This is a genomic window from Streptomyces sp. 15-116A (genome assembly GCF_025290915.1).
Taxonomy (GTDB): Bacteria; Actinomycetota; Actinomycetes; order Streptomycetales; family Streptomycetaceae; genus Streptomyces.
Genome location: NZ_JAOCQE010000012.1, coordinates 43,244 through 62,510 on the forward strand (window position 1 = coordinate 43,244; position 19,267 = coordinate 62,510).

The following is a 19,267-nucleotide window of genomic DNA, read 5'->3' on the forward strand; positions in this document are numbered from 1 at the left end:
TCCTCCTTCGGGTCGTTCACTTGGCTCCCAGGGCCGACCGCAGGGCCTTGAGGTTGGCTTCCATCACCTGGAAGTAGTCGTCGCCGCGGGACGTGTCGGTGATGCCCTCGACCGGGTCGAGGACGTCGGTCTTGAGGCCGGCGTCGTTCGCGAGGGTCTTGGCGGTCTTGTCGCTGACGAGGGTCTCGTAGAAGACGGTGTTCACGCCGTCCTCCTTCGCCATCTGCGACAGCTCCTTCACCCGGGCCCCGCTGGGCTCGGACTCGGGGTCGAGGCCGGTGATGGACTCCTCGATCAGGCCGTAGCGCTCGGCGAGGTAGCCGAAGGCGGAGTGGGTGGTGATGAAGACGTCGGTGTCGCGGTTCTCCAGGCCGGTGCGGAATTCTGCGTCGAGGCCGGTCAGCTTCTTGACCAGCGCCTCGGTGTTCTTCTGGTAGTCGGCGGCGTGGTCCGGGTCGGCCTTCTCGAAGGCCGCGCCGACGCCCTCGGCGACCTCGGCGTACTTCACCGGGTCGAGCCAGATGTGGGGGTCCTTGCCGCTCTCGCCCTCATGGGCGTGGTCGTGGCCTTCGTGCTCGCCGGCGTGGTCGCCGGTCTCCGTGCCGTGTTCTTCGAGGGAGGTGAGCGTGGCGGCGTCGATCTTCGTCTTCACTCCGGACTGGCCGATGGCCTCGTCGACGGAGGGCTGCAGGCCCTTGAGGTAGAGCGCCGCGTCGGTCTCCTCGAGCTGCGCGGTCTGCTTCGCGCTGATCTCCAGGTCGTGCGGCTCCTGGCCGGGCTGGGTGAGGCTGGTGACGTTCACATGGTCGCCGCCGATCTGCTCGGCGAGGAACGCCATCGGATAGAAGGAGGCGACGACGTCGAACTTCTCGGTGTTGCCCGCGGCGGCGCTGTCGCCGGCGCAGCCGGTCAGGGTGCCGAAGCCGAGAGCGGTGACCGCGGTGAGCGTGGCCGCGGGTATGAGGCGTCGTCGTACGTTCATGACACTCATTTTCAAATGAGATGGAAACCGTTGTCAACAAAGCAGGTGGGGGCCCGTGCGGGAGGCGCTCAAGGGGGTCCCGATTTGGTCGAGGGGCAGGCCGCGCCGGTAACCTGAAGCATTCGCTGGAAGCATCTCGCTTCGTCGCCCGTCGTCGTAATGAAGAGAGCACCGTGGCCGCCGACAAGATCGACACCATCGTCAGCCTGAGCAAGCGCCGTGGCTTCGTATTCCCCTGCAGTGAGATCTACGGCGGCCAGCGGGCCGCCTGGGACTACGGGCCCCTGGGTGTCGAGCTCAAGGAGAACCTCAAGCGCCAGTGGTGGCGCTACATGGTGACGTCGCGCGAGGACGTCGTCGGTATCGACTCGTCCGTGATCCTGGCCCCCGAGGTGTGGGTGGCCTCGGGCCACGTCGCCACCTTCACGGACCCGCTCACCGAGTGCACCTCTTGCCACAAGCGGTTCCGCGCGGACCACCTGGAAGAGGCGTACGAGGAGAAGAAGGGCCGGGCCCCGGAGAACGGCCTCGCCGACATCAACTGCCCGAACTGCGGTACGAAGGGCCAGTTCACCGAGCCCAAGCAGTTCTCCGGCCTGCTGTCGACGCACCTCGGTCCGACCCAGGACTCCGGCTCCATCGCCTACCTGCGCCCCGAGACCGCGCAGGGCATCTTCACCAACTTCGCCCTGGTGCAGACCGCTTCGCGCAAGAAGCCGCCGTTCGGCATCGCGCAGATGGGCAAGTCCTTCCGCAACGAGATCACGCCGGGCAACTTCATCTTCCGGACGCGTGAGTTCGAGCAGATGGAGATGGAGTTCTTCGTCAAGCCGGGCGAGGACGAGAAGTGGCACGAGTACTGGATGGAGCAGCGCTGGAACTGGTACACCGGCCTGGGTCTCCGTGAGGAGAACATGCGCTGGTACGAGCACCCGAAGGAGAAGCTCTCCCACTACTCCAAGCGCACCGCCGACATCGAGTACCGCTTCCAGTTCGGCGGCAACGAGTGGGGCGAGCTGGAGGGTGTCGCCAACCGCACCGACTACGACCTCGGCGCCCACTCCAAGGCCTCCGGCCAGGACCTGTCGTACTTCGACCAGGAGGCCGGCGAGCACTGGACGCCGTACGTCATCGAGCCGGCGGCCGGTGTGGGCCGGGCCATGCTCGCCTTCCTGCTCGACGCGTACGTCGAGGACGAGGCGCCCAACGCCAAGGGCAAGATGGAGAAGCGCACGGTGCTGCGCCTGGACCACCGGCTCGCCCCGGTGAAGGTCGCGGTGCTCCCGCTCTCCCGCAACCCGGAGCTGTCCCCGAAGGCCAAGGGTCTCGCGCAGGCCCTGCGCCAGCACTGGAACGTCGAGTTCGACGACGCGGGCGCCATCGGCCGCCGCTACCGCCGCCAGGACGAGATCGGTACGCCGTTCTGCGTCACTGTCGACTTCGACACCCTGGACGACAACGCGGTGACCGTGCGCGAGCGCGACTCGATGAAGCAGGAGCGCGTGTCGCTGGACCAGATCGAGGGCTACCTGGCAAGCCGCCTGATCGGCTGCTAGCCGAGCACGCATCCCGAGAACGCCGGGCGAGCTGAATGATCAGCTTGCCCGGCGTTTTTTCGTGGCCTGAAATCGCTACTCGCGAGTAATGAAGGTGCGTCGGCGCGTTAGCGTGCGTGTGGATCATGGTCTGGACGGGCCGTGCATCGGCTTCCCATGCCCGCGACTGCCCTTCTGGACCTTCTTTGACGTCGATCGATCGCTCGTTGGATGCGCCACCGCGCTCCGCCATGGCTGTGGCGACGTCCGTTGCTGCCGAAGCCGCTGACCGGCGTCGTGGTGTGCCTGTGTGGGTGCTTCCCGTGGTGTGGACCGTCGGTCTCGGGCTGTGGGGGATCTCGCGGCAGGGGAGTGTGTGGCGGGACGAGGCCGCGACCTGGCAGGTGGCCCGGCGTTCTTCCGCCGAGATCTGCCGCATGCTGGAGAACGTCGATGTCGTGCACGGCTGTTACTACCTGCTGATGCACGTGCTGTTCGAGTGCTTCGGCGCCGGCACCACCACACTGCGGCTGCCGTCCGTCCTCGCCACCGCAGTGGCGGCGGGCTGCGTGGCCGTCATCGGGCAGCGGCTGGCGGGCGTGTGGGCGGGTTCCGCGGCAGGGCTGGCGTTCGGGATGCTGCCCGCGGTGCAGTTCTATCTGCAGGAAGGACGGCCGTACGCCCTGGTGGCCGCCGGGGCCGGTATCTCCACCCTGCTCCTCGTCACCGTGCTCCAGCGGCGCGTTCATGGGCTGCGCTGGGTCGCGTACGGTGGCACCGTCGTGGTGATGGGCCTGCTGAACTGGCTCTCGCTGATGATCCTCGCGGCCCATCTGGCCACGCTGCTCTGGTGCCGGGCCCGGCGTGAGGTCTGGGTGCGCTGGACGGTGGCCTCCGGCGTTGCCGTTGTCTGTGTGCTGCCGCTCATCGTGTTCAGCCGGAGCCAGGCGGCCCAGGTGTCCTGGATTCCGCCGCTGACCTGGCACATGCTGATCGGTCCCGCGGTGCTCCTGGTGATCGGCGGCGTCGGCGCGCTGCTGGACCGGCCGCGGCCGCGCCGCCTGTCCGTGGCGGCTGTCGGGCTGCCCCTGCTGGCCGTGCCGCAGCTCGGCCTCGTCACCGCCTCCCTGCTCCAGCCGTTGTTCCTGGACCGGTACGTCCTCTACAGCCTGCTGGGCCTGGCGCTCCTGATCGGCGTTGCCGTCGGGGCGGCAGTGCGGGCGGTCGGGCGCCGGAACGTCGGCGCGTCGAAGTGGGTCCTCCCCGTGGGAGTCGCCGTGGCGATGGCGGCGCTGCTGCCACAGTCGCTGGCGAAGCGATCTCCGGTCAGCAGGGTGGACGACGTCATGGCCATAGCGTCGGACGTGCGGCGGACCAAGGAGACCGGGGATGCGGTGCTCTTTCTTCCGTCGGCCCGCCGCGACGCCAAGTCGGTCTCCCCGGACGCGTTCGCCGGGCTGCGGGACATCGCTCTGCTGGAGAGCCCGGCGAAGTCCGGGACGCTCAAGGGCGTTGAGGCGAGTCCGGAGCACATACGCGCCGCCATGCTGCGGCAGAAGCGGATCCTGCTGATGGCCGACGCACCCGCGGTGGCCAGGCCGGTCACGGCGGAACGGGACCGGATGAAGGCCGCGGTGCTGAAGGCGCACTTCAGGGTCGTATCGGACGACCAGGTGCGGGGCCGAAGGCTGACCGTGTACGAACGCCGCTGAACGAATGACAGATATTGAAATCTGTTAGCTGTCATGCCAAGCTGGAGGCATGACGATGCATACCCGCACCCTCGGAAGCACCGGCCCCCGCGTCTCCGCGCTCGGCCTCGGCTGCATGGGCATGTCCGCGCTCTACGGAGACGCCGACCGGGCCGAATCGATCGCCACCATCCACGCCGCCCTCGAAGCGGGGGTGACCCTGCTCGACACCGGTGACTTCTACGCCATGGGCCACAACGAGATGCTGATCGGCGAGGCGCTGCGCAGCGCTCCCGCCGACCGGCGCGAACAGGCCTTGCTGAGCGTGAAGTTCGGTGCGCTGCGTGATCCGGACGGCGGCTGGAGCGGCTACGACGGACGGCCCGCCGCCGTGAAGAACTTCGCCGCCTACTCGCTCCAGCGCCTCGGCGTCGACCACATCGACGTCTACCGCATCGCCCGCGCCGACCCGGACGTGCCGATCGAGGAGACCGTCGGCGCCATCGCCGAACTCGTCGAGAAGGGGTACGTCCGGCACATCGGTCTGAGTGAGGTCGGTGCCGAGACGATTCGCCGGGCCGCCGCCACGGCGCCCATCGCCGATCTCCAGATCGAGTACTCGCTGATCTCCCGCGCCATCGAGGACGAGATCCTGCCGACCACCCGTGAACTGGGCATCGGCATCACCGCCTACGGAGTGCTCTCCCGCGGCCTGATCTCCGGCCACTTCACCGGCGACCGGCAGCTCGCCCCGAACGACTTCCGTGCCCACTCGCCCCGCTTCCAGGGCGACAACCTCCGGCACAACCTCACCCTCGTCGAGGCCCTGCGCAAGGTCGCCGAGGCCAAGGGCGTCTCCGTCGCCCAGATCGCCATCGCCTGGGTGCTGGCGCGCGGCGAGGACATCGTGCCGCTGGTCGGTGCCCGTACCCGCGAGCGGCTGGCGGAGTCGCTGGGCGCGCTGGACGTCACGCTGGAGCAGGATGACCTCGCGGCGATCGAGCAGGCCGTGCCGGCGGGCGCCGCGGCCGGTGACCGCTACCCGGCACCGCAGATGGCACACCTCGGCACCAAGGAGTGATCCCCCCTCCGGGTACGGTCGAGTCATGGCACCGACCGAGACCCTGACCGCCGAGCGCATCCTCGAAGCGACCGAGGAGGTGCTGCGCCGCCACGGCCCCGCGAAGGCGACCGTGGTGGACGTGGCCCGCGCGCTCGGCGTGAGCCACGGCAGTGTCTACCGGCACTTCCGCACCAAGGCGGCGCTGCGCGAGGCGGTGACCAAGCGCTGGCTGGACCGCACGTCCGAGGCGCTGGCCGGGATCGCGGCCGACGGCACGCGGGACGCGGAGTCCAGGCTGCGCGACTGGCTCGCCGAACTGTTCGCCGCCAAGCGCCGCAAGGCGGAGGACGACCCGGAGCTGTTCGCCACCTATCTCGTCCTCGCCGGGGAGCAGGGCGAGGCGGTCGCCGAGCATGTCGACGATCTGACGGGCCAGTTGGCCCGCATCGTCACGGCCGGTGTCGAAGCGGGCGTCTTCAGCAGCGCCGACCCCGCGGCCACCGCCCGGGCCGTCTTCCACACCACGGGCCGCTTCCACGATCCCAGCTACGCCGCCGAGTGGAAGAAGTCCGGCGTCGACGCCGACTTCGCGGCGGTCGTGGACCTGGTGGTGCGAGGGCTGCGCGCCTGAGGGCGCAGGTGCGGCCGGTCACGCGGCGGTCGGGTCCACGGTCGCCTGGTGGGCCTGAGCCAGGTGCTCCTCGGCCTTCAGCCAGGGCAGGAACTGCGCCCCTCTGCGCCAGCCGCACGTATCGCATCTGATCGTGCGCTGCACGCCGGTGCGCTGGACGCGGACCACGTGTTCGCGGCCGTGCTGGTCCCAGCGGCTGACCTTGCTCGTGTCGATCTGCGGCATGACGCCTCCGGCATCCGTGTGCGGTGTCGCCCTCCTACTGCCCCGGTTCCGGGACGACAAGGAGTGTGCAGCAAGAGCAACATCAACAGGGGGCGCACGGCCGGGAATTCAGCGTTCGTACAACAGGTCCCGGGGACGCATGACCTAGTGCCGCGGCAGGCAACGTTCGCCCGTGAAGGAGCGGCGTCCGGTGCGTGCTCTGGGGGTCCCCCCGGCCGGAGGCTGGGGGAGTGCCGGCCGGAAGCCCTCGTACTGGATGTACTTGGGCTTTCGGCCGGTGCGGCGAGAGGGCGTGCCGGGCGTCGCGACGGGGCGAACGTTGCCTGCCGCGGCACTAGGAGCCGAGGCTCGCTGCCTCGCGGATCTCCCTCGACTCCAGGCGTTCGGCGGTGCGTTCGGCGGTGCGGCGGGCCCAGGGGCCCGAGGTCAGGGCGCCGAGGACCAGGACCGCCAGGCCGCAGGCGGCCAGGATCCACCAGGCGGGGCGGGCGGCGGCCACGAACGACTCCGCGTACGACGACGAGCCCACGCCGGCCGCCAGTACCGCGCCGATCACCGCGACGCCGAGGGTCTGGCCCAGCTGGCGGCTGGTGGAGGCGACCGCGGAGGCCACGCCCGCCTGGGCGCGGGGCATGCCGGAGACGGCGGTGTTGGTGATGGGGGCGTTGACGAAGCCGAAGCCGACGCCGAAGAGGACGTAGCCGAGGAAGAGGGTGACGTCGGACGTCTCGGCCTCGAAGAGGGCGAAGAGGAGTCCGCTCGCCGTCATCGCGCCGCCCGCGATCAGCAGCGGCAGCCGCGGGCCCCGGCTGCCGACGAGGCGCCCGGCGAGCGGCGCGCACAGGAACGTCGGGACGGCCATCGGCAGCATCCACAGACCGGCGTCCAGGGCGGACAGGCCGCGGACGTTCTGCAGATACAGGGTGGACAGGAAGAGGAAGCCGCCCAGCGCGGCGAAGGCGCTCACCGCGATCATCGTGGCTCCGCTGAAGGGGGCCGAGCGGAAGAAGCGCAGGTCGATGAGGGGTTCGCGGCGGCGCGGCTCGTAGCGGAGGAGCGCGGTCAGGGCGGCGAGGGCCAGGACCGCGAAGGGGGCGATCGCGGGGAGGCTCGCGTGCGGGGCCTCGATGATCGCGTACGTCAGCGAGCCGAACAGGACGATGACCAGGAGCTGGCCGACCGGGTCGGGGCGGCGGGCGGTGCCCGCGCGGGACTCGGGGACGAAGCGCAGGGTGAGTAGGAGGGCGGCGAGGCCCACCGGGAGGTTGACCCAGAAGATCGAGCGCCAGCCGACCGAGTCCACCAGCAGTCCGCCGACCAGGGGACCGGCGGCCATCGAGATGCCGACGACCGCGCCCCACACGCCGATCGCGCGGGCGCGTTCGCGCGGGTCGGTGAAGGTGTTGGTGATGATCGACATGGCGACCGGGTTCAGCATCGAACCGCCCACCGCCTGCACCATCCGGAACGCGACCAGCGCTTCGAGGTTCGGCGCGAGGGAGCACAGCAGGGAGCCGAGGGTGAAGACCACCAGGCCCGCCATGAAGACCCGCTTGCGGCCGATCCGGTCGGCGGTGGAGCCCGCGAGCATCAGCAGAGACGCGAGCACGAGGGTGTACGCGTCGATGGCCCACTGCAGGCCCGAGGTGCTCGCGTGCAGGTCGCGCTGCATGGAGGGCAGGGCGACGTTCAGGACGGTGTTGTCCAGGCTCACGATCAGCAGGCTCATGCAGCAGATCGCGAGCACGAGGAGGCGCCGGCGGGGGCTGAGCTCGGGCATGGGGTCCACTGTACGACGACATCGATAGTGCGCCTAACTAATGAACTGCCCCTGGGTGCGGTGCGGGCACGGCACAATGGAGGAATGTCCACGCCCCTGCAGATCGGTCCGCACACCGTCCAGCCGCCCGTCGTCCTGGCCCCCATGGCCGGGATCACCAACGCGCCCTTCCGCACCCTGTGCCGGGAGTTCAGCGGCGGCAAGGGCCTGTTCGTCAGCGAGATGATCACCACCCGGGCGCTGGTCGAGCGCAACGACAAGACCATGCAGCTGATCCAGTTCGACGCGAGCGAGAAGCCGCGCTCGATCCAGCTGTACGGCGTCGACCCGGTCACCGTCGGCAAGGCCGTCCGCATGATCGCGGAGGAGGACCTCGCCGACCACATCGACCTCAACTTCGGCTGCCCCGTGCCCAAGGTCACCCGCAAGGGCGGCGGCTCGGCCCTGCCCTACAAGCGGAACCTGCTGCGCGCCATCCTGCGTGAGGCGGTCAGCGGCGCCGGGGACCTGCCGGTCACGATGAAGATGCGCAAGGGCATCGACGACGACCACATCACCTACCTCGACGCCGGGCGCATCGCCGTCGAGGAGGGCGTCACCGCGATCGCGCTGCACGGCCGCACCGCCGCCCAGCACTACGGCGGCACCGCCGACTGGGACGCCATCGCCCGGCTGAAGGAGCACGTGCCGGAGATCCCGGTGCTCGGCAACGGCGACATCTGGTCGGCCGAGGACGCGCTGCGGATGGTGCGCGAGACCGGCTGCGACGGCGTGGTCGTCGGGCGCGGCTGCCTGGGGCGGCCGTGGCTGTTCGCGGATCTGGTGGCCGCCTTCGAGGGGCGTACGCAAGACGTCGCCCGGCCCACGCTGCGGGAGGTCGCCGACGTCATGGTGCGGCACGCCACGCTGCTCGGGGAGTGGATCGGCGACGAGTCCCGGGGCGTGATCGACTTCCGCAAGCATGTCGCCTGGTACCTCAAGGGCTTCGCGGTCGGTTCCGAGATGCGTAAGCGGCTCGCGGTCACCTCCTCGCTGGAGGAGCTGCGGGCCGGGCTCGACGAGCTGGACCTGGACCAGCCGTGGCCGGCCGGTGCCGATGGGCCCCGGGGGCGTACGTCCGGCAACAACCGGGTCGTCCTGCCGGACGGGTGGCTGAAGGATCCGTACGACTGCGCGGGCGTCGGGGAGGACGCGGAGCTGGACACCTCCGGGGGCTGAACCAAGGGCAGGCCCGGTCATTCCTCGGTCGGGTGCGGGGTGGAGCCGTACGCAGTCAGGAAGCGGTCGCGGAAGGCGCTCATCTTCCACACGGGCGCGTTCTTCGCGGGGCGGAGCCCCTCCGTCCAGTTCCAGGCGTCGATCTTCTCCAGCACCTTCGGGTCCTTGGCGACGATCGTGACCGGGACGTCGCGGCTGGCGTTCGCTCCGCTGACGCGCGCGATGGGCTGGTGGTCGCCGAGAAAGACCAGGACGGTGTCGTCGGTGCCGTAGCGCTCCAGCCACTGGGTGAGGCTGGTGACGGAGTAGCGGATGGACTTTCCGTACTCCTGCCGGGACTCGGCGGTGTCCGCGATGACGTCGGAGGGCTTCTTGCCGGCGCGCTGGATGGCGTCGAAGCGCGAGCCGTCGCCGAGGGCGTCCCAGTCGACGAGCTCCGGGATCGGCGCCCAGGGCTGGTGGCTGGAGGTGAGGATGATCTCCGCCATGAGCGGCCTGTCGCGTTTCCGGCCGTGCTCCAGGCGCTGGAAGGCCTCCAGGGCGTACTGGTCCGGCATGGTCGACCAGCTGAACTTCGGTCCCCGGTAGCCCAGTTCGAAGGCGTCGTAGACCTTGTCGAGGCCGTACCACTCGGCCTCCGGCCAGCCCTTCTGCACGCCGGGCATGACGCCGACGGTGTCCCAGGCGCCGGTCTTCCGGAACGCCTTGGTGAGGGTGAGGTGGTCGCCGGCGGTGACGGTGCGGTAGCGCTGCTGGTTGTCGATCCACAGCCCGGACAGGGCGGTGGAGTGGCCGAGCCAGCTGCTGCCGCCGTAGGTCGCCGAGGTCAGCCAGCCGCTGCGGGCCCGGAAACCGGCCTTGGTCAGGGCCTCGGTGCTCTCGTCGAGCGCGCGGGTGACGCCGGGGGCGATGGCCGGGTCCTCCAGAGCGCTGCGGCCGTAGCTCTCGATGAAGGTGATCAGCACGTCCTTGCCGCGCAGGTCCGGCACCAGCTGACCGGGGGGTGTGGCGCCGAAGGTGTCGGCCCGCGCCTCGCGCGCGAACGCGGCCTCGTCGCGCAGGGTGTCCACCACGCGCCGGGTCTGCACCTTCAGGGCACCGGCCGCCCGTTCCGAGGCGACCGGCACGCCCGAGATCTGCAGGCCGAGGGCGGCGCAGGTGATCCACACGGTCGCCGCGAGCAGCGCGCCCCGGGTGGCCCGCGAGCGGTGCCGGGCCAGCAGGTTGCCCAGCCGGACGGCCGCGAGGGCCATGAGCACCACCAGCAGGACGACGAGCACGACCGCGCCGACGGCCGCCGCGGTCGCGGCCGTACCGCCCATCGAGTCGGCGACATAGGCCTGGGCGTCGTCGAGGAGCCCCCAGTCGAGGACGAGGTTGAAGCCCCGGCCCAGATACTCCCGGAAGCCCATGTCGAGCAGGTTGAGCACGGTCAGTACGCCGAGGCCCGCGCCGTAGAGGGCGGCGACGACGATCCTCGGGCGGCGGGGGAGGGCGATCACCAGCACGGCGCCGAGGATCGCCTCGGCGGGGATCCGGGTGAACCGGTTCGGGCGCAAGGCGGCGAGGGAGTTCGGGAGGAGGAGCGCGCCGAGGAGGAGGGCGGCGGCGAGGAGGTGGAGGGTCCAGCGGGCGGAGGGGTGCGTGGTGAGACGGGCAAGCTGGATGCGGAAGCGAGACTTCCAGTCGGCGTCCCGGGTGCCTTGGGTGTCTTGAGAGCCCGCGGTGCCCTCTGCCTCCTTGGTCTCCTCCGTCTCTTCGGTCTCTTGCGTCGGAGTCGGCGTCGGTTTCCGGCGCAGGCGTGTGTAGACAGGCACCCCGGAGGTCCTTCCGTACCCGTGACTCGGTGAGGACTGGCGGACCCGGCGTGGGGGCCCGGGTCCGCCGTCAGTCCGTACGGGTGCGCTGACCGGTGCGTTCAGCCCCTCGGGCGTGCACTCGGCAAACAGCTCGCAAACGCTCGGCTACGCAGTGCCGTCCGCCGGCAGGCGCTCCGGCAGTCCGAGGCTCGGGAACCGGTCGTCGTGGAAGGTAATGATCTCGGCGATCTCCCCGCCGGCGACGCGCAGGACGTCGAGCGTCAGCGGCAGGTACGCGTCCTCCTCCTCGCTGAAGAGGTAGAAGGCGACGGCGGGCTGTCGGTTCACGGAGGTGGGGACGCCGCGCAGGCCCTTCATGCCCTCGAAGCCGCTCTCCACCCAGTCGTTCACGACTGCCTCGCGGCCGATGTGCAGCCCCGGTGTGGGCGGCATCGAGCAGCGGACGTCGTCCCGCAGCATCGCGGCGAGGGCCGGGATGTCCGTGGCCACGCTGGCGTCGGTGTAGCGGCGCACCAGCTCGCGCGTGCCGGCGTCCTCCCCGTCGTCGGTCCAGTCCTGCCGCTCGGCGGGCAGATGCTCCCGCAGGCCGGCGCGGGCCCGCTGCAGCGCGCTGTTGACGGAGTTGACGGAGTCGCCGAGGAAGCCCGCGACGTCCTTCGCCGGCCAGCCGAGCACGTCCCGCAGGATCAGCACGGCCCGCGGGCGCGGTGCGAGGTGCTGGAGGGCGGCCAGGTAGGCCAGCTCGATCGTCTCCCGGGCGACGGCGACGGCCTCCGGCTCGTCCGCGTCGCCCGCGGGCAACTCGTCGAGGAGGCGGTCCGGGTAGGGCTGCAGCCACAGCACCTCGCCGCCGGTCGCGGGCTCCGGGCGGCGCTTGGCGAGCAGGTCCAGGCAGGCGTTGGTGGCGATCCCGTACAGCCACGCCCGGAACGTCGACCGCGCCTCGTAGGTCTCCCGCCGCCGCCAGGCACGCAGGAACGTCTCCTGCACGGTGTCCTCGGCGTCCTCGAACGACCCGAGCATCCGGTAGCAGTGCACATGCAGCTCCCGCCGGTGCCGCTCCGCCAGCCCGGCGAACGCCTGCTCGTCGATGTCGCCCAGCCCGCCCCTGCCCGATGCCTGCGACCGCGTGTCCGTACTCATCACGTCGTCCTTCCGCCTCACGTCGTGTCCCGTCGTAGGTGTGACGGCCGCGGGCGCGAAAACTCATCACCCGGAACCACCGGCGCCCTAGGCCCTGTCGTCAAATCCCCGTCTGCCTGGCGACGCCATGCACGCACTCTCGCCGCACCGGGCGCCGACCACGTACAAACCAGTACGCCGGTCGACGCCCGGCACGCCGAGAGCACGCTCCCCCACCCTCGAACCGCGCTTCGCACGGCTCGGGCGGGAGGTGCCCCCACGCCGCCGCCAGGCCCGCCCTCCGGGCGGACGACGGGGATTTGACGACAGGGCCTAGACGTGCGACGGCGAGAGGGCGGGCACCCCCGCACGGGTGCCCGCCCTCTCCTTCGTGGTCCGGAGTCGTCGCCGATCGGTGAGGGTGGTCGGGTGACAGACGACGACTCCGGGGTTCAACGCCCTGGACTCGGGGTTCAACGCCCCGCAGGGGCTAGCGGTGGTCGCTTCCCGCCGACGTGACCGCCGCGCGGCCGGCCTCGAGACGGGCGACCGGGATGCGGAACGGGGAGCAGGAGACGTAGTCCAGGCCCACCTCGTGGAAGAAGTGAACGGACTCCGGGTCGCCGCCGTGCTCGCCGCAGACGCCGAGCTTCAGGTCGGGGCGGGTCTCCCGGCCGGCCTTGGCGGCCAGCTTCACCAGGGAGCCCACGCCGTCCTTGTCGATCGTCTCGAACGGGGAGACACCGAAGATGCCCTTCTCCAGGTACGCCGTGAAGAAGCTCGCCTCCACGTCGTCCCGGCTGAAGCCCCACACCGTCTGGGTGAGGTCGTTCGTGCCGAAGGAGAAGAACTCCGCCGCCTCCGCGATCTGGCCGGCGGTCAGCGCGGCGCGCGGCAGCTCGATCATCGTGCCGATGGCGAGCTTCAGGCTGACGCCCGCGGCGGCCTCGACCTCGGCGATGACCTTGTCGGCCTCCTCGCGGACGATCTCCAGCTCCTGGACGGTGCCGACGAGCGGAATCATGATCTCCGCACGCGGGTCGCCCTTGGCGTTCTTGCGCTCGGCGGCGGCCTCCGCGATGGCCCGCACCTGCATGGTGAACAGGCCGGGGATGACCAGACCGAGGCGGACACCGCGCAGACCCAGCATCGGGTTCTGCTCGTGCAGCCGGTGGACCGCCTGGAGCAGGCGCAGCTCGTTCTCGTGCGGCTCCTGACGGGACTCGGCGAGCGCCACGCGGACCGACAGCTCGGTGATGTCCGGCAGGAACTCGTGCAGAGGCGGGTCGAGCAGACGGATGGTGACCGGCAGGCCGTCCATCGCCTCGAACAGCTCGACGAAGTCCTTCTTCTGCAGCGGAAGCAGGGCCTTCAGGGACTCCTCGCGCTCGCCCTCCGTGTCGGCCAGGATCAGCCGCTCGACCAGCTCACGCCGGTCGCCGAGGAACATGTGCTCGGTGCGGCACAGGCCGATGCCCTGGGCGCCGAAGCGGCGGGCGCGCAGCGCGTCCTCGGCGTTGTCCGCGTTGGCGCGCACCCGCAGCCGGCGCTTGCGGTCGGCGAAGGCCATCATCCGGTGCACGGCCTCGACCAGCTCGTCGGCGTCGTCCGCGCCCGGGTGCATCCGGCCCTCGAAGTACTCCACGACCGGCGACGGCACGACCGGGACCTCGCCCAGGTACACCTTGCCGCTGGAGCCGTCGATGGAGATCAGGTCGCCTTCCTCGACGACGTGCCCGCCGGGGACGGTCATCCGGCGGCGCTTGGTGTCGACCTCCAGCTCCTCGGCGCCGCAGACACAGGTCTTGCCCATGCCGCGCGCCACGACGGCCGCGTGGGAGGTCTTGCCGCCGCGCGAGGTGAGGATGCCCTCGGCGGCGATCATGCCGTCCAGGTCGTCGGGGTTGGTCTCGCGGCGGATCAGGATGACCTTCTCGCCCGAGCGGGACCACTTCACGGCGGTGTACGAGTCGAAGACCGCCTTGCCGACCGCCGCACCCGGAGACGCGGCGATGCCGCGCCCGACCTGCTCGACCTTCGCGCTCTCGTCGAAGCGCGGGAACATCAGCTGGGCGAGCTGGGCGCCGTTGACGCGGGTGAGCGCCTCGGCCTCGTCGATCAGGCCCTGGTCCACCAGCTGCGTGGCGATGCGGAAGGCCGCACCGGCCGTGCGCTTGCCGACGCGGGTCTGCAGCATCCACAGCTGGCCGCGCTCGATGGTGAACTCGATGTCGCAGAGATCCTTGTAGTGGTTCTCCAGGGTCTCCATGATCTGCATGAGCTGGTCGTACGACTTCTTGTCGATCTGCTCCAGCTCCGCGAGCGGCACGGTGTTGCGGATGCCCGCGACCACGTCCTCGCCCTGCGCGTTCTGCAGGTAGTCGCCGTAGACGCCCTGGTGGCCGGAGGCGGGGTCGCGGGTGAAGGCGACACCGGTGCCGGAGTCGGGGCCCAGGTTGCCGAAGACCATCGAGCAGACGTTGACGGCGGTGCCGAGGTCGTGCGGGATGCGCTCCTGGCGGCGGTACAGCTTGGCGCGGTCGCCGTTCCAGGAGTCGAAGACCGCCTTGATGGCGAGGTCCATCTGCTCGCGCGGGTCCTGCGGGAAGTCCCGGCCGGCCTCGGTCTTGACGATCTTCTTGAACTTGGTGACGAGCTTCTTGAGGTCGGCGGCCTCCAGCTCGGTGTCCACCGTGACCTTCTTGGCGGCCTTGGCGGCCTCCAGGGCCTCCTCGAACAGCTCGCCGTCGACGCCGAGGACGGTCTTGCCGAACATCTGGATGAGACGGCGGTAGGAGTCCCAGGCGAACCGGTCGTCGCCGGCCTGCTTGGCGAGACCCTGCACGGACTTGTCGGACAGGCCGATGTTGAGGACGGTGTCCATCATGCCCGGCATGGAGAACTTGGCCCCGGAGCGGACCGACACGAGGAGGGGGTTGTCGGCCTGGCCGAGCTTCTTGCCCATCTTCTCCTCGAGGGCGTCGAGGTGCGCACTCACCTCGTCACGCAGTGCCGCAGGCTCCTCGCCGCTCTCCAGGTAGACCTTGCAGGCCTCCGTGGTGATGGTGAAGCCGGGAGGCACGGGGAGACCGAGGTTGGTCATCTCGGCGAGGTTCGCGCCCTTGCCGCCGAGGAGGTCCTTGAGGTCCTTGTTGCCCTCGGTGAAGTCGTAAACGAACTTCACGCCCTCAACGCTCGTGCCCGGCTGAGGTACCTGGGGATCTTTGTTTTCCGACACGGGTCTCGACTCCTCGAGGACGCGGTGGCTGCCCTGACGGCGAGGAATGTACCCAGATCAAAGGCCCCTGGGTACGTCCACTTGCGCGTCATGTGCCTGTAACCACTCGTCCGCCAGTGGATCGAAAGTCAAGGATTGGCAAGCGGTCACGGCTGGATGTTTTCACTTCTTGAACGCAAGCCCCCGTGATGAGCGTGCTGAGCGCTCATGTGAGCGATGTTCGGCACGTCTGATTTCGCTCGATGAACGATCATCCGATGGCACTGAGTGCCATCCCTTTCAGAAGTGCAGCCGCCCAAGATCCGCTCATCTGAGCGCAACCGCTATCAAGGGTGGCGAGAATCACGCTGCCACAGCGGCCGGGATTTCACCATGCGGGCGGCACCGATGAGAGCCGATGAGATCGGCGCCGCCGTCCGGTCGTATCTCTGACGACCCCGGCACGAAGGGAAACCCCGGCGATGAGACTCAAGACCGTCACGAACATCTCCGTCGACGGAGTGACACAGGGACACCGGCGGATCGAGGCGGCCGGTGCGGCCGACGAGGAGGCCCGCGGCGGGTTCGAGCGCTTCGGCTGGGCTCCGCCGCTGCTCGACGACGAGGCCTCGGCGTTCATCAGCGAGACCTTCCGGCGCGCCGACGCCTTCCTGTTCGGCCGCCGGACGTACGAGATCTTCGCCGACTCCTGGGGCGCGGGCATGGACCCGGGGAACCCGGTCGGGGAGGCGCTCAACACACGCCCCAAGTACGTCGCCTCGACCACGCTCACCGACCCGCGATGGCCGGGCACGACCGTCCTGTCCGGCGACCTGCCGGACGCCGTCGCCGCGCTGAAGGCCGAACCCGGCGGTGAACTGCAGGTCTGGGGCAGCGGCACCCTGATCCGCACGCTGCTCGCCCACCGCCTGATCGACGAGCTCGTCCTGCTGACGTACCCCGTCGTCATCGGCCAGGGCACCCGCCTCTTCCCCGCCGCCGGCCCGGACCTGGGCCTCGAACTGACCGACCTGCGGTCCACCCCGAAGGGCCTCACGATCCACACGTACCGGACCACGGGGCGGCCGCGGTACGAGACGGGCGCGCCCTGAAGCCCTCGCCGCCGGAGGAGGCAGGTTCAGCCGAGGCCGCGATGGGCCGCCCACAGCGCGCCGGCGCGATGGGCGGCCTCGTCGATCAGGCCGGCCAGCTCGGGCTTGTCGGGGACGGGGAACGAGACGTAGGTGCCCCGGCCGCCGGCGACGGGGCGGCCGTAGGCCTTCGCGGCGAGGTGGCCGTCCGGCAGCAGCCGGATGGTGAGGGTGATCAGGGTGAAGGTCTCCCCCCGGCGCGTGTCCGTCCAGCGAAGCTCCTCCGGGATGGTCACGTTGATGGCCAGCGCGCTCACGTCCAGGTCACCGCTCATGGTCGGATGATCTCACGCAGGCCGCCGTGCGCGGCTGTCACCGTGCGAACGAGGAGGAGCAGCCGTGCCGTTGGGCATACGACGCAGGAGCGGCATCAGGCCGTTGAGTGACATGGGCGGGTACGCCGTCGACACGGGACGGATGGTGCGGCTGACGCTCTGGGTGGTGCTGTTCGGGTGGGGGACCGCCGCCGTCACCGCCGGGGTGTCCTACCTGGCGCTCCGCTGGGTTGCGGTGCCCATCGTCGTGGGGACGGTGCTGTGCCTGGCGTTCGGCATGCTGCTGATCTTGCTGCATCGCGCCGCGTGGATCGCCCTGCTGTCGCTCGTGCCCGCGGTGTTCGTCTGCGTCGGGGCCGTGCAGTACGCGCCCGAGGCGGCGTTGCAGGCGCGCGGGGTGCGGGAGAGCGTGGTGATCGTCGCGGACAGTGTGGCCGAGACGGGCGGGGACAACCACCGGTTCACCCTGCGGACCACGGACGGCGGCGAGGAGCTGGAGGAGCGGTTCACGTACAACGGGAACCTGGGGGCGCCCGACGTCGGGGATCGCCTGGAGGTCGTGCGGGACCCGGAGGGCGTGGTGCCCATGGAGGAGGCGGACGAGGTCGACGCGGCGGGGCGGCTCGACGGGCTGATCGGGGGCGTCGTGGCCTGGACGCTCCTGGCGGTGCTCGCGGGGCGGCGCGGGTACCGGCGGCGCCGGCAGGGGAAGGAGGACTCCCTGCTGCTGTCCCTGTGAGCCGTTGTGACCTGGGGTGAGCCCGGGAAGGCCGGGCTCACCTGCGTGGGACGGTGTCAGCGGGCGTCGCGGCGCTTGCGGGCGGCGATCATGATGCCGCCGCCCGCGAGGACGACGACCGCGCCCGCCGCCGCGATGTACGGCGTGGTGTCGTCGCCGCCCGTCTCGGCGAGGTCGGTTCCGGAGTCGTTCTTGGCGCCGGTGTTCGTGTCGCCGCCGCCGGTCGAGTCGGCCTCGTCGTCGCGGGGTTCGAAGCCCGCCGGCGGCTTGTCGCAGCCGACGCCGTCGCCGTCGCGGTCCAGATGCTTGCCGTAGTGCTCGTCGCTCGCGGGGATGTTCGCGTACCCGTTCTCGTAGGCCTCGGGGCAGTTCTTGAACGGGTGGTCGCCGTCGTGGGCCACGGCGGTGGCCGGTACGGCGGCCAGGGCGAGCGCGGCCAGGACCGCGGCGACGGACGTACGGATCGGGTTCATGGACGAAGCCCCCCAGTGGCTTGGTGCGTGTGCTCGGTTCGAGGTGGATGAAGCTACTGGGGGGCCTGTGCTGTGGAGGAGATATGGAGGAGCCGTGACACGAACGTGACGTGACTGGAGGGTAGCTCTCCGCTACGGCATTTCGGGCGCTCGCCCCCGAAGTGCTCCGTCCGCTACGACCGGAAGGGTCCCCTCACCTCGTAGGTGATCCCGCCCGACGAACTGCCGCTCGTCCCCCGCTGGCTGGAGAAGTACAGCCTGCTGCCGTCCGGGGAGAACGCCGGGCCGGTGATCTCGGAGCCCGACTGGCCGTCGATGCGGAGGAAGGGGGCGACGACGTCGTCCGGGGTGATGACGCAGATCTCCATGTTCCCGCCGTCCTCGGCGACGAAGAGGTCGCCGGAGGAGGAGCCGGTGACGTTGTCGACGCCCGTCAGGGGAGCGGTGCCGCCGGTCACCAGGGAGTCGTCGTAGGCGAGTTCGATGGTCTGGGCGGCCGCGTTGTACTGCCAGACCCGGTTGTCGCCCTTGGTCGTGAACCAGCAGGTGTCGTCGGCGTAGTAGCAGCCCTCGCCGCCGTTGAAGCGCTTCGCGCCCGAGACCTGGTTGCGGGTGGCGGTCGCGCCGGACGGGTCCGGGACCCTCGCCCAGCTCACCGGGCCGCTGGTGCCGCTGCCGGCCACCAGCACCTCCAGGGTGCCGGACGACAGATCACCCCAGGTCGTCGGCCGGAAACGGTAGAAGCAGCCGTCCGACACGTCTTCGGTCAGGTACACCACCTTGCGCACCGGGTCGGCCGCCGCCGCCTCGTGCTTGAAGCGGCCCATCGCGTCCCGGCGCACGGCAGCCTTCACGCCCCACGGGTCGGTCTCGTAGACGTAGCCGCGGTCCACCTCCTCGCAGGACAGCCAGGTGTTCCACGGGGTCTTCCCGCCCGCGCAGTTCTGCCGGGTGCCCGACAGGATCCGGTACGCGCCCGTGATCGCGCCGGTCGCCGAGAACTTCACCGCGCCCGCGCCGCCCGAGGGGTTGATCTCCGAGTTGGAGACGTAGATCCAGCCCGACCCGTCCGCGTAACAGGCCCCGCCGTCGGGGGCGTTGTGCCAGGTGTACGACGTCCCCGTGACCCGCTGGCCGGAACGGGCGATCACCCGGCTGGTGAAACCGGCGGGCAGTCTGATGCCGTTGGCGTCCGGCGACCCGAGCGCGCCGTACGGGCCCAGGAACTCCACCGAGCCGTAGTTCAGCAGCACCTCCCCGTCCCAGCCGTGGTGCCGGGCCATGTGGAAGACCAGCGCGCCCAGCGACTCGACCTCGGTGCCCCGGTCCCGCTGGAAGGTCAGGA

Annotated in this window: 16 protein-coding genes; 7 read left to right on the forward strand and 9 right to left on the reverse strand. The window is 70.4% G+C overall.

The window, feature by feature from the left end:
- Window positions 1-16: 16 nt before the first annotated feature.
- On the reverse strand, window positions 17-982 hold the full coding sequence (locus N4P33_RS04370) for a metal ABC transporter substrate-binding protein (protein ID WP_260824849.1): 966 nt from the start codon (window positions 980-982) through the stop codon (window positions 17-19).
- Window positions 983-1,155: 173 nt separating this feature from the next.
- Here N4P33_RS04370 and N4P33_RS04375 point away from each other — a divergent pair, with 173 nt between their 5' ends.
- From N4P33_RS04375 to N4P33_RS04390, 4 genes are all read left to right on the forward strand, one after another.
- The gene (locus N4P33_RS04375; protein WP_260824851.1) at window positions 1,156-2,538 is read left to right on the forward strand and encodes a glycine--tRNA ligase; all 1,383 of its coding nucleotides are present in this window, start codon (window positions 1,156-1,158) and stop codon (window positions 2,536-2,538) included.
- 230 nt (window positions 2,539-2,768) lie between these two features.
- The gene (locus N4P33_RS04380; RefSeq protein WP_260824852.1) at window positions 2,769-4,229 is read left to right on the forward strand and encodes a hypothetical protein; all 1,461 of its coding nucleotides are present in this window, start codon (window positions 2,769-2,771) and stop codon (window positions 4,227-4,229) included.
- 49 nt (window positions 4,230-4,278) lie between these two features.
- Entirely contained in the window at window positions 4,279-5,289 is a 1,011-nt protein-coding gene (locus tag N4P33_RS04385; protein WP_260824853.1) for an aldo/keto reductase, read from the forward strand.
- Between the two features lie 25 nt (window positions 5,290-5,314).
- Window positions 5,315-5,902, forward strand: coding sequence for a TetR family transcriptional regulator (locus N4P33_RS04390; protein WP_260824854.1), 588 nt, complete (start codon window positions 5,315-5,317; stop codon window positions 5,900-5,902).
- Window positions 5,903-5,920: 18 nt separating this feature from the next.
- Here the strand turns inward: N4P33_RS04390 and N4P33_RS04395 are convergent, their stop codons facing one another.
- Both N4P33_RS04395 and N4P33_RS04400 read right to left on the reverse strand, forming a co-directional pair.
- Entirely contained in the window at window positions 5,921-6,127 is a 207-nt protein-coding gene (locus tag N4P33_RS04395) for a hypothetical protein (RefSeq protein WP_260824855.1), read from the reverse strand.
- A gap of 334 nt (window positions 6,128-6,461) precedes the next feature.
- Window positions 6,462-7,907: an MFS transporter gene (locus N4P33_RS04400; RefSeq protein ID WP_260824856.1), complete on the reverse strand. Its 1,446-nt coding sequence runs from the start codon at window positions 7,905-7,907 to the stop codon at window positions 6,462-6,464.
- Window positions 7,908-7,991: 84 nt separating this feature from the next.
- Between N4P33_RS04400 and dusB the strand changes: the two genes are divergently transcribed.
- Window positions 7,992-9,125, forward strand: coding sequence for a tRNA dihydrouridine synthase DusB (gene dusB, locus N4P33_RS04405; RefSeq protein WP_260824857.1), 1,134 nt, complete (start codon window positions 7,992-7,994; stop codon window positions 9,123-9,125).
- A gap of 17 nt (window positions 9,126-9,142) precedes the next feature.
- Here the strand turns inward: dusB and N4P33_RS04410 are convergent, their stop codons facing one another.
- The 3 genes from N4P33_RS04410 to ppdK all read right to left on the reverse strand — a co-directional run bounded on the left by N4P33_RS04410 (window position 9,143) and on the right by ppdK (window position 15,305).
- Complete coding sequence (locus N4P33_RS04410; protein WP_399028507.1) at window positions 9,143-10,942, reverse strand: CDP-alcohol phosphatidyltransferase; 1,800 nt, start codon at window positions 10,940-10,942, stop codon at window positions 9,143-9,145.
- Window positions 10,943-11,089: 147 nt separating this feature from the next.
- Window positions 11,090-12,088, reverse strand: coding sequence for an RNA polymerase subunit sigma-70 (locus N4P33_RS04415; protein WP_260824858.1), 999 nt, complete (start codon window positions 12,086-12,088; stop codon window positions 11,090-11,092).
- A gap of 469 nt (window positions 12,089-12,557) precedes the next feature.
- Complete coding sequence (ppdK, locus tag N4P33_RS04420; RefSeq protein WP_399028510.1) at window positions 12,558-15,305, reverse strand: pyruvate, phosphate dikinase; 2,748 nt, start codon at window positions 15,303-15,305, stop codon at window positions 12,558-12,560.
- Between the two features lie 461 nt (window positions 15,306-15,766).
- Here ppdK and N4P33_RS04425 point away from each other — a divergent pair, with 461 nt between their 5' ends.
- Window positions 15,767-16,396, forward strand: a complete 630-nt coding sequence (locus N4P33_RS04425; RefSeq protein ID WP_260824860.1) for a dihydrofolate reductase family protein — start codon at window positions 15,767-15,769, stop codon at window positions 16,394-16,396.
- A 26-nt stretch (window positions 16,397-16,422) separates the two neighbouring features.
- On the opposite strand, the gene N4P33_RS04430 is transcribed toward N4P33_RS04425, so the two are convergent.
- Window positions 16,423-16,710, reverse strand: coding sequence for a hypothetical protein (locus N4P33_RS04430; protein WP_260824861.1), 288 nt, complete (start codon window positions 16,708-16,710; stop codon window positions 16,423-16,425).
- A gap of 112 nt (window positions 16,711-16,822) precedes the next feature.
- On the opposite strand from N4P33_RS04430, the gene N4P33_RS04435 reads away from it, so the two are divergent.
- Entirely contained in the window at window positions 16,823-17,449 is a 627-nt protein-coding gene (locus N4P33_RS04435; RefSeq protein WP_260824871.1) for a hypothetical protein, read from the forward strand.
- A 56-nt stretch (window positions 17,450-17,505) separates the two neighbouring features.
- Here N4P33_RS04435 and N4P33_RS04440 read toward each other — a convergent pair whose 3' ends face one another.
- On the reverse strand, window positions 17,506-17,922 hold the full coding sequence (locus N4P33_RS04440; protein ID WP_260824862.1) for an excalibur calcium-binding domain-containing protein: 417 nt from the start codon (window positions 17,920-17,922) through the stop codon (window positions 17,506-17,508).
- A 173-nt stretch (window positions 17,923-18,095) separates the two neighbouring features.
- Window positions 18,096-19,265 (reverse strand): PhoX family protein, encoded by a 1,170-nt coding sequence (locus N4P33_RS04445; protein ID WP_260824864.1) that lies wholly within the window; start codon window positions 19,263-19,265, stop codon window positions 18,096-18,098.
- Between the last annotated feature and the right edge of the window lie 2 nt (window positions 19,266-19,267).